Origin of the sequence: Paenibacillus sp. FSL P4-0176, assembly GCF_037975265.1 — a bacterium.
In the GTDB taxonomy this organism is placed as follows: Bacteria; Bacillota; Bacilli; order Paenibacillales; family Paenibacillaceae; genus Paenibacillus; species Paenibacillus amylolyticus.
In genome coordinates, this window is sequence record NZ_CP150242.1 from 6,834,958 (window position 1) to 6,848,578 (window position 13,621).

Below are 13,621 nucleotides of genomic sequence, written 5' to 3' on the forward strand. Positions count from 1 at the left end.
CTCTCTATGTTACACGCTTACATGTTCCATTCGACTCTCGATCTTGAAATCCTGCCTTAGATTTTGCCGGATGCTTCCAGCAACAGCTGATCCAGTTCCTGTGTATGTTTAACCACTTCCTCTTCTGACCAGTCCAAACGACCTGCCATATACGAGATAACCGCTGCTTTATAGCGACGAACTTCATTAATACGGAAGAATAAATCACCTGTTCTTCGTACCAAAAAGTCAGATGGAGTTGCAGCCATCTCTTCATCAATCGCGTAATGTAGCATAAGCAATAACTCCTGTGGCATGCCATGAAGATCGGACTTGGTGCGTGGATCGGGCATTCGCTCATACAGTGCCTCCACATTGGAACCATACGTGCGAACCAGCCGCTCCGCAGCCGGTCGGGCAAGCCCGAGAGCAACACCGTCCTTGATCTTGCGCTCCGCATACGATACAAATCCAGCCGATCCCCCTACATCACCGCCGGAGATGGGCATCTTCTTTGTTACACAAGGGCCTATGGAATGCCCACTCTCCTGCTCCATCTGGCGTGCGACCAGATCAACAACCATCTCGGCCATTTTACGGTACCCGGTTAACTTGCCCCCGGCAATCGTAATCAGATTGGATTCGGATACCCAGACTTCATCTTTACGTGATATTTCGGAAGGATTCTTGCCTTCCTCATGAATTAGTGGCCGTACACCCGCCCATCCGGATTCCACGTCCTCGGTACCAATGTGTACATCTGGAAACATGCCATTAACTGCATCAATCACATAATCGCGATCCGCGTCGGAAATTTGCGGGTGTGCAGGATCGTCCTGATATACAGTGTCGGTTGTACCTACATAGGTTTTGCCATCACGTGGGACAGCAAATACCATTCGACCATCTGGTGTATCAAAATAGACGGCCTGTCTTAATGGGAATCGTTCACCATCAAAGACCAAATGAATGCCTTTGGTCATCTGCAGTGTTTTCCCCTGGCGCGAACCGTCCAATTCCCGCAGACCGTCCACCCATGGACCGGAAGCGTTGATCACCTTGCTCGCTTTCAGCATATATGCCTGACCGTCGATCTGATCCACGGCTTCAATACCTGTAATCTTGCCATTCTCCTTCAGGAAACCTTTCGCCTTAACGTAGTTCACTGCCTGTGCCCCACGTTTGACAGCTTCTTTCATAACTTCAATGGTGAGCCTGGCATCATCAGTCCGGTACTCCACATAGAGTCCACCACCCAACAACCCCTGTTTGCGTAACAGAGGTTCACTATCTGACACCGCTCCAGCATTCAACATTTGGCGCCGTTCACTGCGCTTCACCCCGGCAAGCCGATCGTACACCATCAGTCCAATGGATGTGCTGAAGCGGCCGAACGTGCCAGCCGTATAGATCGGTAACAACATCGGTTCCGGTGTTGTCACATGTGGCCCATTTTCATAAACTACAGCCCGCTCCCGTCCTACCTCAGCAACCATCTTCACTTCATATTGCTTCAAATAACGTAATCCGCCATGGACAAGTTTGGTCGAACGACTGGATGTACCTGCTGCAAAATCCTGCATTTCTACAAGTGCCGTCTTCAACCCACGCGAAGCCGCATCCAATGCAATCCCTGCGCCTGTAATCCCGCCGCCAATAATCAATACGTCAAAATGTGCATTCGCCATATTTTGCAAATATTCGGTCCGTTGTGCTGACGAGAACGTTTCTGTCATTCTTGAACCTCCCATTGATTTCCTTAATATTTCCGTAAAAAAACAAAAAAAGGACCACGTCATTCGCTCAGCAATTGCTGAGCGGCACGTGGTCCCTCCCGATCTCCAGACATCATTTTTTTAACTTGTGCCTTTATCCTATCACAGATTTTTGACGGCGTGAAGTCCTGAAATGACACATTATTCAAAAAAAATTCAAAAAGTTGTTCTGCCAAAGGATGGAATTTCAAATGAATCCACTAACCTTGTTTTTTTCCTTATAGTGGATATATATTTTGCCTTCTCCAGGAAGAATAACCCTGTAAATCATGCATCATTTTCCACCAGTAAATATCATTTATAACATATGTTTAGTTAAAAAGTACAAATACCCACACCAAGAAATATTCATTTCTTTTATTTAAAAGCCATTGCTGCATTCACTGCACGCTTCCAGCCTGTATACAGTTCTGTTCGTTGTTGCTCAGCCATAACAGGCTGGAAGACACGCTCCGTATTTTCATGATCCGTCAATTCATCCGCACTCGTCCAATATCCTACTGCCAATCCTGCCAGATAAGCCGCACCCAATGCAGTCGTTTCATTCACCGTTGGGCGTTCGACAGGAATGCCCAGAATATCACTCTGGAATTGCATGAGAAAATCATTGGCCGCCGCTCCTCCATCCACACGCAGAGCATGCACGGGAATACCCGAGTCGGATTCCATTGCCTCCAGTACATCTTTGGTCTGATACGCCAACGCCTCAAGCGTAGCACGGATAAAGTGTTCCTTTGTCGTGCCTCGGGTCAGGCCAAACACCGCACCCTTAACCTCACTATCCCAATACGGACTGCCCAGTCCCACAAATGCAGGTACCATATAAACGCCGTCTGTCGAAGGCACACGTGAGGCGTAATCCTCGCTATCTTTTGAAGAGCGAAGCATTCTTAATCCATCACGCAGCCACTGAACCGCTGAACCTGCAACAAAAATGCTACCTTCGAGCGCATATTCAACCTTGCCATTCATCCCCCAGGCAATCGTTGTAATCAGTCCGTGATTGGATTGTACCGGGTTCTCTCCCGTGTTCATAAGCATGAAACAACCGGTACCATATGTATTTTTCATACTACCCTTGGTGTAACAGCCCTGACCAAACATCGCTGCCTGTTGATCTCCTGCCGCTCCCGCAATCGGAATCCGATGACCGAAGAAATGATAGTCTGTTGTGTGTGCATACACCTCGGATGAACCTCGCACTTCTGGTAGCATAGCCTTGGGAATGTCGAGGATATCCAACAATTCGTCATCCCATTGCAGATCATAGATGTTATAGATCAGAGTACGTGAGGCATTGGATATATCCGTGACATGTGTACCCCCGCTCAGTTTCCAGATCAGCCAGCTATCAATCGTGCCAAACAGCAGTTCACCCTTCTCTGCCCGCTCCCGGGCACCAGGGACATGATCCAGAATCCACTTCACCTTTGTTCCCGAGAAGTAGGGATCGATCAGTAATCCTGTTTTACGGCGGAAAAGGTCCCCGAGACCCTGCGTCTTCAATTCTTCACAGATATCTGCGGTCTGTCTGGATTGCCATACCACTGCATTATAGATGGGTCTGCCTGTTTCTTTGTCCCATACCACAACGGTCTCCCGCTGATTTGTAATTCCAATTCCGGCAATCTGGACAGGCTTAATTCCGCTCTCTGCCAGACATGAAGCCATCACGGCAAGAATGGAACTCCAGATTTCGTTGGCATTCTGCTCTACCCAGCCCGGTTTGGGGAAATATTGAGGGAATTCCTGCTGTGCAATGTGCACAATCTCCCCGCCACGGTTAAATAGAATAGCTCGGGAGCTTGTTGTTCCCTGATCCAGAGCCAATATATATTTTTCCATACAGCCAACCTCCTGTTGTGGGTTCTTTTTAAGGTGTAAGCGATTTCTCGAAGTGTCGGATCAGATCTGCGTTGGATGTGGTCACTGCCGTAGCCCCGACGCCAAGCGCAAGTTCAACCTCTTCCGGTGAACGGATCAATCCCCCTGCAATAATGGGTATCCCTGTACGCACAGATACTTCCGCAATAATATGCGGAATGACGCCAGGTAATACTTCAATATAATCCGGTTGGGTTTTGGCCAGCAGCAGATAACTTTTCTCCAGTGCATGGGTATCGAGCAGAAAAATACGTTGAATCGCTGTAATGCCTTTCTGCTTTGCCTTCTGAATGACACTCGCTCGCGTAGAGATCAGTCCTGCCGGGCGAATCTGCTGACACAGATACTCTGCCGCATACTCATCATTCTTCAATCCTTGGACCAGATCTGCATGCAAAAGTATCTTTTTGTCGTACCGCCGAGCCTCGTCCATTACACTCTGAAGCTGTGCAATATGCGTTTCCAGCATCACCCCATAGGTATAAGGGCCTTCAATCATCGCTTCAAACTGCTTCATGCTCTTTGCAGCCGGCAATATACGTTGTCCCTCAAATGGCACCTTGGTTCCTCCCGCATTCATCAGATGACTATATTGTATAATCCGCACTGCGGGAACGGCAAGCCATTCCGTGAATCAGGAAAACCTGATCGCTACCCTATCATCCATAGCAAAAAGCCGCTGTTGTACTTCTCCATAACAGAGAGTACATCAACGGCTAGCCATCTATTCGTATACGTCTATAAATAATGATTAACCCTGCGCATGCGGAAGTAGCGTCTCTGCCCCAGCCCAACCATCACTTTCTGCCAAATGACCGGAACGGTTCACTTTCGTTTGCAGATATTTCTCGTTAAAAGCAGAGCGATCTCCCCATAGTGGCACACGTCCACCCACATTCAATCCCGCTTCCTGCAAGGCAGCCAGCTTCCGTGGATTGTTGGTGATCAATGTAACCGGTGCGGAGCGAAGCGCACGCAATACGGCAATCGCATCGTCATAATTGCGGGCATCGTCTGTGAATCCGAGCTGCAAGTTCGCATCTACCGTATCCAGACCTTCTTCTTGCAAAATGTACGCCATGGCTTTGCTGAACAGACCAATGCCACGTCCTTCATGGTTGGCAAGGTAGAACAGTGCGCCCGCTCCGTGAGCGGCGATCATTTTCATGGATTGCTCCAATTGGAAGCCACAATCACAGCGTTTGCTGCCAAAGATGTCGCCTGTATGACAGATGCTATGCATCCGAATCAGCGCTTCTTGTGCGTCGGCAAAGTCACCGTACACCAGAACACTGGATTGTTGGCGCTCTGCCAGTTCAGCCTCAGCAAGAGATTCGATTAACTCGCCGCTCTCCATCGCTTTGTCCGATTTCATCCAGCTATACCACTGGAATGTCTTGGTCTCCCCATCGAGGTTAACCGGGAGTTTGATTGGCCCCACCAGGTATATGAACTCTTTTCCACTCGGAAAAGTCTGAATTTTGGGGGCAAGCAGTTGAATAATATGTGAATTGATCATTGTCGTTCCTCCTGTTTAGGCCAACTTGTCTGTTGATTGATTCGCATCCAGCGTGAAATTGGATCACTTGGATGTTATATAGTACGTATCTATATTATTCTCATCATCATTAGTTACTTTATGTAAGTTAGTTTAGAATAAAAATTATAATGTGTCAAGTAACTTTTATTTTTAAAGTAACTACCCAATTTATGTTACGCAATCGACACAAATATGTGTTTCATTTCAGGAATATTGGGTATGAGTTTATAAACTGCTCATACACTAATGTTGTAGTCCAAAGCACTTCATGCCTCGAACTTAATGATGAGGGGGTAATACACATGATCCGCCGGAAAAGAACTTGCTGGACAGCCATACTGATGGTCTGCGTCCTGCTCATAAGCGGATGCTCCATCTGGCCCGGACAGGACGATTCAGCGAACAACAAAAAGGTAGCGCTTACATTATGGTACTGGAATCGTTCCATCGATGATAAGTTGATTGCCAGGGCTAAGGAAAAGTTCCCCAATATCGAACTGACAGCTCAGAAAATCGGCGGTGATTTCAAAGCAAAACTCAAAACAACACTCGCTGCACGCTCAGGTGAACCAGACATTGTAGCATTGAACGACTGGATCATGGAGCTATTTCCCAGTGAGGACCGTTTCTATAATCTGTATGATCTCGGTGCAGGAGATATTGAAGACCAATATCTGCCGTGGAAATGGAAGCAAGGCGTTACACCAAGCGGACAGATGATCGGTTTCCCGATGGATACGGGCCCAACAGCCCTCTTCTACCGAGAAGATCTGTTCAAGGAAGCCGGATTGCCATCTGATCCCGAAGACGTTACACGCCAGATCAACAGCTGGGATGCATATGCTGCTGCCGGAGAACAGCTCAAGGAAAAATTCGGAGGCAAGGTTTTTCTAACCGACAATATTGCAACCGTTTACAACCAAGTCATATCGCAGTCTGCGGAGCGTTATTTCCGGCCGGACGGGTCCTTTATCGGCATGGATTCCCCTATTGTGGGCAAGAGCTGGGATACAGCCGTTGCTTTCAAAGAGAAGGGACTGCTAGCCAATGCAGATGGCTGGACTCCAAGCTGGAACGCCGCGATGAATAATGGCGAAATCGCCTCTTTCGTGGGCGCTGTCTGGATGAAACAAGTTCTTCAGGAAGCCGCTCCGGATACCTCCGGGAAATGGCGGGTTGCTCGGGCACCAGGGGGAGATGGCAACAACGGAGGATCATTCCTGTCCATCCTGAAGTCGAGTGAACATCCTCAGGAAGCCTTTGAACTGGTTCGCTGGCTGCAAAGTCCCGAAAATCAACTGGAGCAATATCAGACACTGAACCTGTTCCCTTCTGCACCAGGTGTGTTTGATGATCCTGCCATGAAAGAAAAAGAACCTTTCTTCGGTGGACAGGCGACAGGGCCTGTATTTGCCGAATCGGCACAGGATGTACCGGATGCTTTCTTTGGCGAAAGATATCCATCCGTACACAACATTATCACCCGGCGGCTGAATGATGTCGCGAAGCAAAATGCCGATCCACAGCAGGTCTGGACGGATACGGTACACCGCGTCGAGCGGGAATTGCAGCGTTAACCTGAACAACGTGTGGTTTCGTTATCCGCAAAGGAGGAATTCATATGGCTGTAACTGAACCTCGTCTTACTCCCGATCCCCGAAATGCAAGACCTGATCTGGATCGGCAGAAGTCACTATGGGCGAGAATGTGGGAGCATCGTGCACTCTATGTTGCGATATCGCCGTTTTATATTCTGTTTGCGGTATTTGGGCTGTTCCCGATCGGATTCTCACTCTATCTGGCTTTTCATAAATGGGATGGCATCGGTATCATGACGTTTAACGGACTCAACAATTTCAAATACATGCTGACCGATGCCGAGTTCTGGCAAGCCGTGGGCAACACGTTCATGATCTGGATCTATTCGACGATTCCGATGCTCTTTTTCGCCCTGATTATTGCCTTTTTGCTGCATGCACCATTTGTGAAGTTCCGTACCCTGTTTCGGGTCGGTTATTTTCTGCCAAACGTCACATCCATCGTGGCGGTAGCCATTATCTTCGGTGCTTTATTTGCCAACAATTATGGCTTTCTCAATTATCTGTTGCAGTCGGTCGGGCTACCTGTTGTGGAGTGGCTTAATGCACCATGGGGCATTAAAGTCGCAATCTCCTCCATGGTGGTCTGGCGCTGGACCGGATATAACGCCGTCATCTATCTGGCCGGACTTCAGAGTATTCCGCAAACGTTATACGAAGCGGCCAAGATTGACGGCGCATCAGCGATACAGTCCTTTTTCCGAATTACAATTCCGATGCTGCGTCCTGTGATCCTGTTTACGGTCATTACATCAACGATTGGTGGTATGCAACTGTTCACCGAGCCACAAGTATTGGTAGGCAATGACGGTGGCGCAGGTGCAGCAGGCATGACGATTGTACTGTACCTCTACCGTGAATCCTTCATTAACAATTACTTCGGATATGGCGCTGCCGTTGGTTGGGGCATGTTCCTCATTATCGCCCTGTTCTCGATTGTGAACTGGAAGCTTGTTCAAGGCAAATCATCCTGATGTGATAAGGGGGAGCGCACATGGCGACCAAACACCTCAAATCGCTGGTGTTGTATACCGGTCTTATCGGGGGCATGCTCATATCCATGTTCCCGTTCTATTGGCTGATTGTAATGTCTACCCGGACAACGTCCGATATCTACAAGTTTCCACCCCAGCTCTGGTTCGGGGGCGAACTGTGGAATAATATTACGCGGGTGTTACAGCAGATTGACTTCTGGGGAGCTTTTCTGAATACGTTGTTTGTGTCGGGCCTCGTGACCATACTTGTACTGTTTTTTGACTCACTGGCGGGGTTTGCGTTTGCGAAGTTTGAATTTCCCGGCAAAAAGTGGCTCTTCATCTTGCTGCTCGCAACCATGATGGTACCTTCCCAGCTGTCGCTGGTGCCTTCCTTCGTACTCATGGCTACGTTCGGTTGGGTCGGTTCCTTCAAAGCTCTCATTATTCCGGGCATGGTGAACGCCTTCGGCATCTTCTGGATTCGCCAGTATGCCACGGAGTCCATTCCCAACGATCTGCTGGATGCGGGCCGCATCGACGGCTGTAATTTCTTCCGACTCTATTGGAACGTGGCGCTGCCAATTCTGCGACCTGCCTTTGCTTTCCTCGGCGCGTTCACCTTTATCGGCGTATGGAATGATTATCTGTGGCCTTTGATCGTCCTGACGGATGAACGCAAATACACGTTGCAGATTGCGTTGTCTCAATTAAACGGGTTGTATAACACAGACTATGCAATGGTTATCGCTGGTACGTTGCTTGCCGTCATTCCGCTCATCGTTATGTTCCTGTTCATCAGCCGCCAGTTTATTTCGGATATCGCGGCAGGGGCGGTGAAGGACTAAGATTGTGGCATTTTGATCCATCCCTCAAGTCTGATATTCTTATCTATAGATGAAATAACAGATGCCATATAAGTTGGATGAATAGCACCACGTGCACGAAGGGGACAGAAAGGGCCTGAATAAATGGAGTTAAAAGCTTTCCAGAGGAAAGCTACTTCGAAAGCATATGCTTCGCATTTACGCGATCGGAAGGCTTTCTGTACCCGAAGTGTTAACGTGTAACACATTCATTTCACTTATATATTTAAGAAAGAGGGATGACAAAATGGCTTCTTCACCCTATATGATCGGCGTAGATATCGGCACGACCTCCACCAAGGCCGTCTTGTTTGAACAGAACGGAACCATTGTGGCTCAAGGCAGTGCCGATTATCCGCTGCACACCCCCACACCTGCGATTGCGGAGCAGGATGCGGAAGATATTTTCAAAGCAGTCATCGAATCGGTTAAACAGGCTACTTCCAAAGCGGGAGTGAAGCCAGAGGAGATCCTGTTTGTATCGTTCAGTTCGGCCATGCACAGCATTCTGCCAGTCGATCAACACGGCAAACCGCTGATGCGGGCCATGACATGGGCAGATAATCGCAGTGCCGAGTGGACGGAAGTACTCAAATCCGAGATGAATGGTCACGAAATATACCTGAGAACAGGTACGCCGATTCATCCGATGTCCCCTCTCACCAAGATCATGTGGCTCACCCGGGATCAGCCTGAATTGTTCAGACAGACGCACAAATTCATATCCATGAAAGAATATGTTTTCTATAAATTATTTTCTGAATACGTCATTGATCACTCCATGGCCTCCGCAACCGGACTCATGAATCTGGAGAAACTCGACTGGGATGCTGAAGCGCTGCATGTAGCGGGCATTACGCCGGAACACTTGTCCCGATTGGTCCCAACCACACATGTGCTGAAACATGGGTTGCACCCGGAGTACGCCAAGGAGATGGGCATTGCGGTCACCACACCATTTGTCATCGGTGCAAGTGATGGTGTGCTCTCCAATCTGGGCGTGAACGCCATTGATCCGGGCGTCGTGGCCGTGACCATTGGTACCAGTGGAGCGATTCGTACAGTCGTAGATAAACCGGTGACCGATCCCAAAGGACGCTTCTTCTGTTATGCGCTCACGGAGGATGCCTGGGTCATTGGCGGACCGGTGAACAATGGCGGTGTTATTTTCCGCTGGATTCGGGACGAGTTTGCAGCTTCTGAGGTCGAGACCGCAAAACGACTTGGCATCGATCCATATGAAGTGCTCACTCGTGTCGCCGAAAATGTACCTCCGGGTTCGGAAGGTCTCTTGTTCCATCCGTACATGACAGGTGAGCGGGCTCCGCTCTGGAATCCGAACGCACGCGGCTCATTCTTCGGCCTGACGCTACATCATAAGAAAGAACATATGATTCGCGCCGCGCTCGAAGGTGTGTTGTTTAACCTGTACACGGTCATGCTGGCGATCGAAGAAAAGATCGGTCGTCCGAAAAAAATCCAGGCGACAGGCGGCTTCGCCCGCTCTGAGTTGTGGCGCCAGATGATGGCCGATATTTTCGATCAGGATGTCATCATTCCCGAAAGTATCGAAAGCTCCTGCCTCGGCGCAGCCGTACTGGGCTTGTATGCTCTTGGCCGCATTGATTCCCTGAGTGCCGTCTCCGGCATGATCGGATCAACGCATCGTCACCAGCCTGACCCGGACAGTGTCCGCGTCTACCGGGAGCTGCTCCCGATCTTCATCCGCATCTCCCGCAAATTCGAAGAAGAGTATGCGGATATCGCTGCTTTTCAGAACAAGACGATGCAGGGGTAGGGAAGGCGTGGGATGTTACACGTCGGAGATTCAAAAAGTCGAACATGGAATACGCTAACGAATCGTAGACGTCTTATTTGAAGCTTTTAGCATGTTTTCAAAATCTAACGAACCTGAGCCACCTTTTATCGGCTTACATGGGCACAAAACTGCTCTAGAACCTAATATGTAGCCAATTAACTTGTCTGTGGTTCGTTAGAAAATCACTTTTGCCAAATACCCTCCAATAGCATGTGTACAGTTCGTTAGAATTAATACGAGATACCGTAAGTTAAAGAGACCCACCCCGCCATGGTTATGTCCATATGGGAATGGGCTTTTTTTCATGCACAGACTATATAAATTCTATTTAGATTGGATCAAATTTATCTCTCATCATACTTGGAGCTTCCCTTTATGTTCTATTAAAGTATCCAGGGGCCGCCACAGCAACCGTCCTAAAATAGAAAAATCTCTTTTCCAGTTCCTGATTCTCTGGCGTAAACTCGGTCAGAAACTCAACTGAATTCATCATTTCTTCGGTCATCACGCTAGGTCTCCACAAAGCCAATTGGATGTCTTTGAAAATAAAAGAAAATCCCAACTCCGCATCGATGTCTCGAGTATATGGTGTCTTACTATCTATTAGCTTAACGAGATCATCAGCCTTTGTTCGAAAAACATCAATATTATCATATGTAAGGACAACATCAGATTCATCAGGTGGATAATCGTGTGGATTAGTTACTTCAATGAAATAGAGTTTATGTTCCGAATCATACTCCATTTGGTTGTAGAGCTGACTAATCTCTGGGGTGATGCACTCAATGATCTCTTCTACCTCTGATTTACTCATTCCCAACTTAAATGGTCCAATACCGACCATCGGTATGACCTCTAATGGTTCCATGACGTTTCGGTTCCCAAATTCGTTCATGTAGTTCACTCCTCTTTATTCCAACAAATAAGAATTATAACGTTCATCCCTTTATTCTAATCCTACCCTAAAAAGAATGATTGAGCATGTTGGGTATAACAAAACCCCACAGCATGAAAAAGCGGTGGAGTTAAGGTTTCCTATCTTTTTTTGATTCAGATTTCTAACAACTATAAAACTGAAATCCTAGATTTTAATTACTGATTATACTTGCTGAACGCATTCTGATCGGCCTGTACATTCTCCAGATACACAATCTGCCCTGCCTCATTTACACGTGCGATATCGATGCCTGCTTTGGCATATACCGTTCCGTCTGCCGCTTGTCCGCACACCGCCCAGTTCGTTTGGTAGCTGCCGTCGGGCTGTTGCACCCACGCGTCCCACATATGTTTTACATCCTTATTGTATTCGTAGAAAGCTTTCATAAAACCATCGAATCCTGTTCGGCTGGTGCCGTTAAGCACAATCTCTGCGTCCGGTGTAAACAGGGACAATAAGTCCTGCATGGCGCGCTCGTCTGTACGTGAAGCATCAAATAAACGGAAATAGTTGTTCAACAGTGTAGTGGTACTCATAGTACTCATTTATATTCCTCCTAGAATAAAAAGCCGTTTTCCAATCTTTCAGTTCGAATATTTTCGAACTAATTGAAAAGAAATGTATCATACTTCTTATACTGCCTGCAAGAAATATATAAGTTGAGACCAACTTTTACACTAACACGGAGAGTGCAGAACCAATCTGAAGAAGCGAAGCGTGCGCTTAAAGCTTTCTGAAAGAAAGCTACATCGGAAGCATACACTATCACCGGATTTTTCCCTTGGACCAAGGGAATAAAGAAAATCTGGGGATAAGAGCGATCGAAAGATGGTACTGCAATCGGAGTAAACAAGTGTAATAGTTACAAGTTCAACTTCTATAGTTCGAAATATTTCAAACATTGAAAGAGAAAGCCGAATATGCTAACGTCATAGATATGAGAACTCCAACGATACCTATGGCTTCGGAATTGAAGTTGACCACGGTCTGCAATGCATTGGGCGATCCAATCCGCATGAAAATTGCACACTGTCTGGCCAGTTCTGGCGAGAAAAACTGCTCCGCCTTCGAAGTTGACCATATTTCCAAATCCACGTTGTCCCATCACATCAAAATTTTACGTGAAGCTGGCGTGATCCAGCCACGCATTGAAGGTAAACAGCACTTTTATTCCCTACGAAAGGAAGAATTAAACGTACGTTTTCCAGGCCTCGTCGACATGATTCTGAATACAAACGAGGAATACGTAAATTAAAGTAAGCAGGTCTAAGATTGAAGAATCACAATGATCATAATCGCAATTCCCATAAAGGAGGCTAACCATATGGACAAAAAGGCGGCAAAGATACTGCTGAGCACCTTCTGGGGAGGTGGCGGCTGGAAAACAACCTCTCTACCCTTCTCTGGAGATGAATTTGAATATGCCAAAAGCAAAGGTGTTATGTTTGATCCACTCACGATCACGCATGACGAGATTGTCCAGCGTCTATACGACATGCATCAGGATGACTCGTTCAAGGAACGGGTGATTTCGGCCTTTCTACACAGTCTGTCCACCAAAAAAGTCTATCTGCGCAGCGCATTATCCAGCTGGGCTTTAACATCGAACGTGCCTTTACACACCTATGCGGAACGCCCTGCCCTTCACCCTAACACCAGTGCCTGTGGAGATTGTAACTTCCTGCGTTTGCAGTCAGACAAGGAATATTCCAACGTCGACTTAAACGTCCTGAACTTTGAACGGACCAAGTGGGGCGGCGTGCGTCATGGCTGGCTTATCTATTGCCTGATGGATCTGGAATTACTGCTTCAGGACAACGATGCAAACTATGAAGTAACTCCTGAAGACCAAGCCATCCTGGTCAACCTGCTTGAAGCAGCTCAGACGGAAGACCCCAAAGACAGTGCTCGCTCACTTGAGAAAAAGTGGAAGGATCTCTTTCCTTCCAGCAAACAGGAGCGCGATGCCCTGCTGGAAATCTGGGCGGCAGCCGGCATACTGGCTCCTGGAGATAAACCGAGAAAACGTAAAGGTGGTTCCAGTGATTTTGTCTTTGCAGCAACCTGGCAAGGTGATGATGGCTATCATACAGAAACCGTAAAACATTATTTCGGCTCCTATCTTCCTCAAATGTGATAAAACCTGAACTTTTGCTCACCTTTGCATACATCTGGTTACAATAATGACATCGACAGATTTCCTGTTTAACTCGTATAATAAGGGGAAATTGGTAGATGGGAGTGAAACA

The 13,621-nt window shown here is 47.6% G+C and carries 12 protein-coding genes; 6 read left to right on the top strand and 6 right to left on the bottom strand.

Annotation, left to right across the window (positions count from 1 at the left end; genetic code table 11):
* Positions 1–56: 56 nt before the first annotated feature.
* The 4 genes from MKY95_RS31225 to MKY95_RS31240 all read right to left on the bottom strand — a co-directional run bounded on the left by MKY95_RS31225 (position 57) and on the right by MKY95_RS31240 (position 5,157).
* Complete coding sequence (locus MKY95_RS31225) at positions 57–1,715, bottom strand: FAD-dependent oxidoreductase (RefSeq protein ID WP_076320319.1); 1,659 nt, start codon at positions 1,713–1,715, stop codon at positions 57–59.
* Positions 1,716–2,111: 396 nt separating this feature from the next.
* Positions 2,112–3,599, bottom strand: a complete 1,488-nt coding sequence (gene glpK, locus MKY95_RS31230) for a glycerol kinase GlpK (RefSeq protein ID WP_036667919.1) — start codon at positions 3,597–3,599, stop codon at positions 2,112–2,114.
* Positions 3,600–3,627: 28 nt separating this feature from the next.
* Positions 3,628–4,197, bottom strand: a complete 570-nt coding sequence (locus tag MKY95_RS31235) for a glycerol-3-phosphate responsive antiterminator (protein ID WP_076320321.1) — start codon at positions 4,195–4,197, stop codon at positions 3,628–3,630.
* 192 nt (positions 4,198–4,389) lie between these two features.
* Positions 4,390–5,157: a GTP cyclohydrolase II gene (locus MKY95_RS31240; RefSeq protein ID WP_076209656.1), complete on the bottom strand. Its 768-nt coding sequence runs from the start codon at positions 5,155–5,157 to the stop codon at positions 4,390–4,392.
* Between the two features lie 362 nt (positions 5,158–5,519).
* On the opposite strand from MKY95_RS31240, the gene MKY95_RS31245 reads away from it, so the two are divergent.
* The 4 genes from MKY95_RS31245 to gntK all read left to right on the top strand — a co-directional run bounded on the left by MKY95_RS31245 (position 5,520) and on the right by gntK (position 10,414).
* Positions 5,520–6,755 (top strand): ABC transporter substrate-binding protein, encoded by a 1,236-nt coding sequence (locus MKY95_RS31245; RefSeq protein ID WP_047841063.1) that lies wholly within the window; start codon positions 5,520–5,522, stop codon positions 6,753–6,755.
* Positions 6,756–6,883: 128 nt separating this feature from the next.
* Positions 6,884–7,750: a sugar ABC transporter permease gene (locus MKY95_RS31250; protein WP_076320340.1), complete on the top strand. Its 867-nt coding sequence runs from the start codon at positions 6,884–6,886 to the stop codon at positions 7,748–7,750.
* A gap of 20 nt (positions 7,751–7,770) precedes the next feature.
* On the top strand, positions 7,771–8,598 hold the full coding sequence (locus MKY95_RS31255) for a carbohydrate ABC transporter permease (protein WP_036612996.1): 828 nt from the start codon (positions 7,771–7,773) through the stop codon (positions 8,596–8,598).
* A 265-nt stretch (positions 8,599–8,863) separates the two neighbouring features.
* Entirely contained in the window at positions 8,864–10,414 is a 1,551-nt protein-coding gene (gene gntK, locus MKY95_RS31260; RefSeq protein WP_339195999.1) for a gluconokinase, read from the top strand.
* Between the two features lie 394 nt (positions 10,415–10,808).
* On the opposite strand, the gene MKY95_RS31265 is transcribed toward gntK, so the two are convergent.
* Both MKY95_RS31265 and MKY95_RS31270 read right to left on the bottom strand, forming a co-directional pair.
* The gene (locus MKY95_RS31265) at positions 10,809–11,303 is read right to left on the bottom strand and encodes a hypothetical protein (protein WP_076252204.1); all 495 of its coding nucleotides are present in this window, start codon (positions 11,301–11,303) and stop codon (positions 10,809–10,811) included.
* A 224-nt stretch (positions 11,304–11,527) separates the two neighbouring features.
* Complete coding sequence (locus MKY95_RS31270; RefSeq protein ID WP_076320325.1) at positions 11,528–11,917, bottom strand: nuclear transport factor 2 family protein; 390 nt, start codon at positions 11,915–11,917, stop codon at positions 11,528–11,530.
* Positions 11,918–12,309: 392 nt separating this feature from the next.
* Between MKY95_RS31270 and MKY95_RS31275 the strand changes: the two genes are divergently transcribed.
* Positions 12,310–12,627, top strand: a complete 318-nt coding sequence (locus MKY95_RS31275; protein WP_047840829.1) for a metalloregulator ArsR/SmtB family transcription factor — start codon at positions 12,310–12,312, stop codon at positions 12,625–12,627.
* A 69-nt stretch (positions 12,628–12,696) separates the two neighbouring features.
* On the top strand, positions 12,697–13,509 hold the full coding sequence (locus MKY95_RS31280) for a hypothetical protein (RefSeq protein ID WP_076320326.1): 813 nt from the start codon (positions 12,697–12,699) through the stop codon (positions 13,507–13,509).
* Positions 13,510–13,621 lie beyond the last annotated feature (112 nt).

What these genes read in the sequence shown, in the direction of transcription:
- MKY95_RS31255 (WP_036612996.1), top strand. Translation starts at nt 7,771, where the DNA reads ATGGCGACCAAACACCTCAAATCGCTGGTGTTGTATACCGGTCTTATC.
- MKY95_RS31280 (WP_076320326.1), top strand. Translation starts at nt 12,697, where the DNA reads ATGGACAAAAAGGCGGCAAAGATACTGCTGAGCACCTTCTGGGGAGGT.
- MKY95_RS31250 (WP_076320340.1), top strand. Translation starts at nt 6,884, where the DNA reads ATGTGGGAGCATCGTGCACTCTATGTTGCGATATCGCCGTTTTATATT.
- MKY95_RS31270 (WP_076320325.1), bottom strand. Translation starts at nt 11,917, where the DNA reads ATGAGTACTATGAGTACCACTACACTGTTGAACAACTATTTCCGTTTA.
- MKY95_RS31240 (WP_076209656.1), bottom strand. Translation starts at nt 5,157, where the DNA reads ATGATCAATTCACATATTATTCAACTGCTTGCCCCCAAAATTCAGACT.
- MKY95_RS31275 (WP_047840829.1), top strand. Translation starts at nt 12,310, where the DNA reads ATGAGAACTCCAACGATACCTATGGCTTCGGAATTGAAGTTGACCACG.
- MKY95_RS31225 (WP_076320319.1), bottom strand. Translation starts at nt 1,715, where the DNA reads ATGACAGAAACGTTCTCGTCAGCACAACGGACCGAATATTTGCAAAAT.
- glpK (WP_036667919.1), bottom strand. Translation starts at nt 3,599, where the DNA reads ATGGAAAAATATATATTGGCTCTGGATCAGGGAACAACAAGCTCCCGA.
- MKY95_RS31265 (WP_076252204.1), bottom strand. Translation starts at nt 11,303, where the DNA reads ATGGAACCATTAGAGGTCATACCGATGGTCGGTATTGGACCATTTAAG.
- MKY95_RS31245 (WP_047841063.1), top strand. Translation starts at nt 5,520, where the DNA reads ATGGTCTGCGTCCTGCTCATAAGCGGATGCTCCATCTGGCCCGGACAG.
- gntK (WP_339195999.1), top strand. Translation starts at nt 8,864, where the DNA reads ATGGCTTCTTCACCCTATATGATCGGCGTAGATATCGGCACGACCTCC.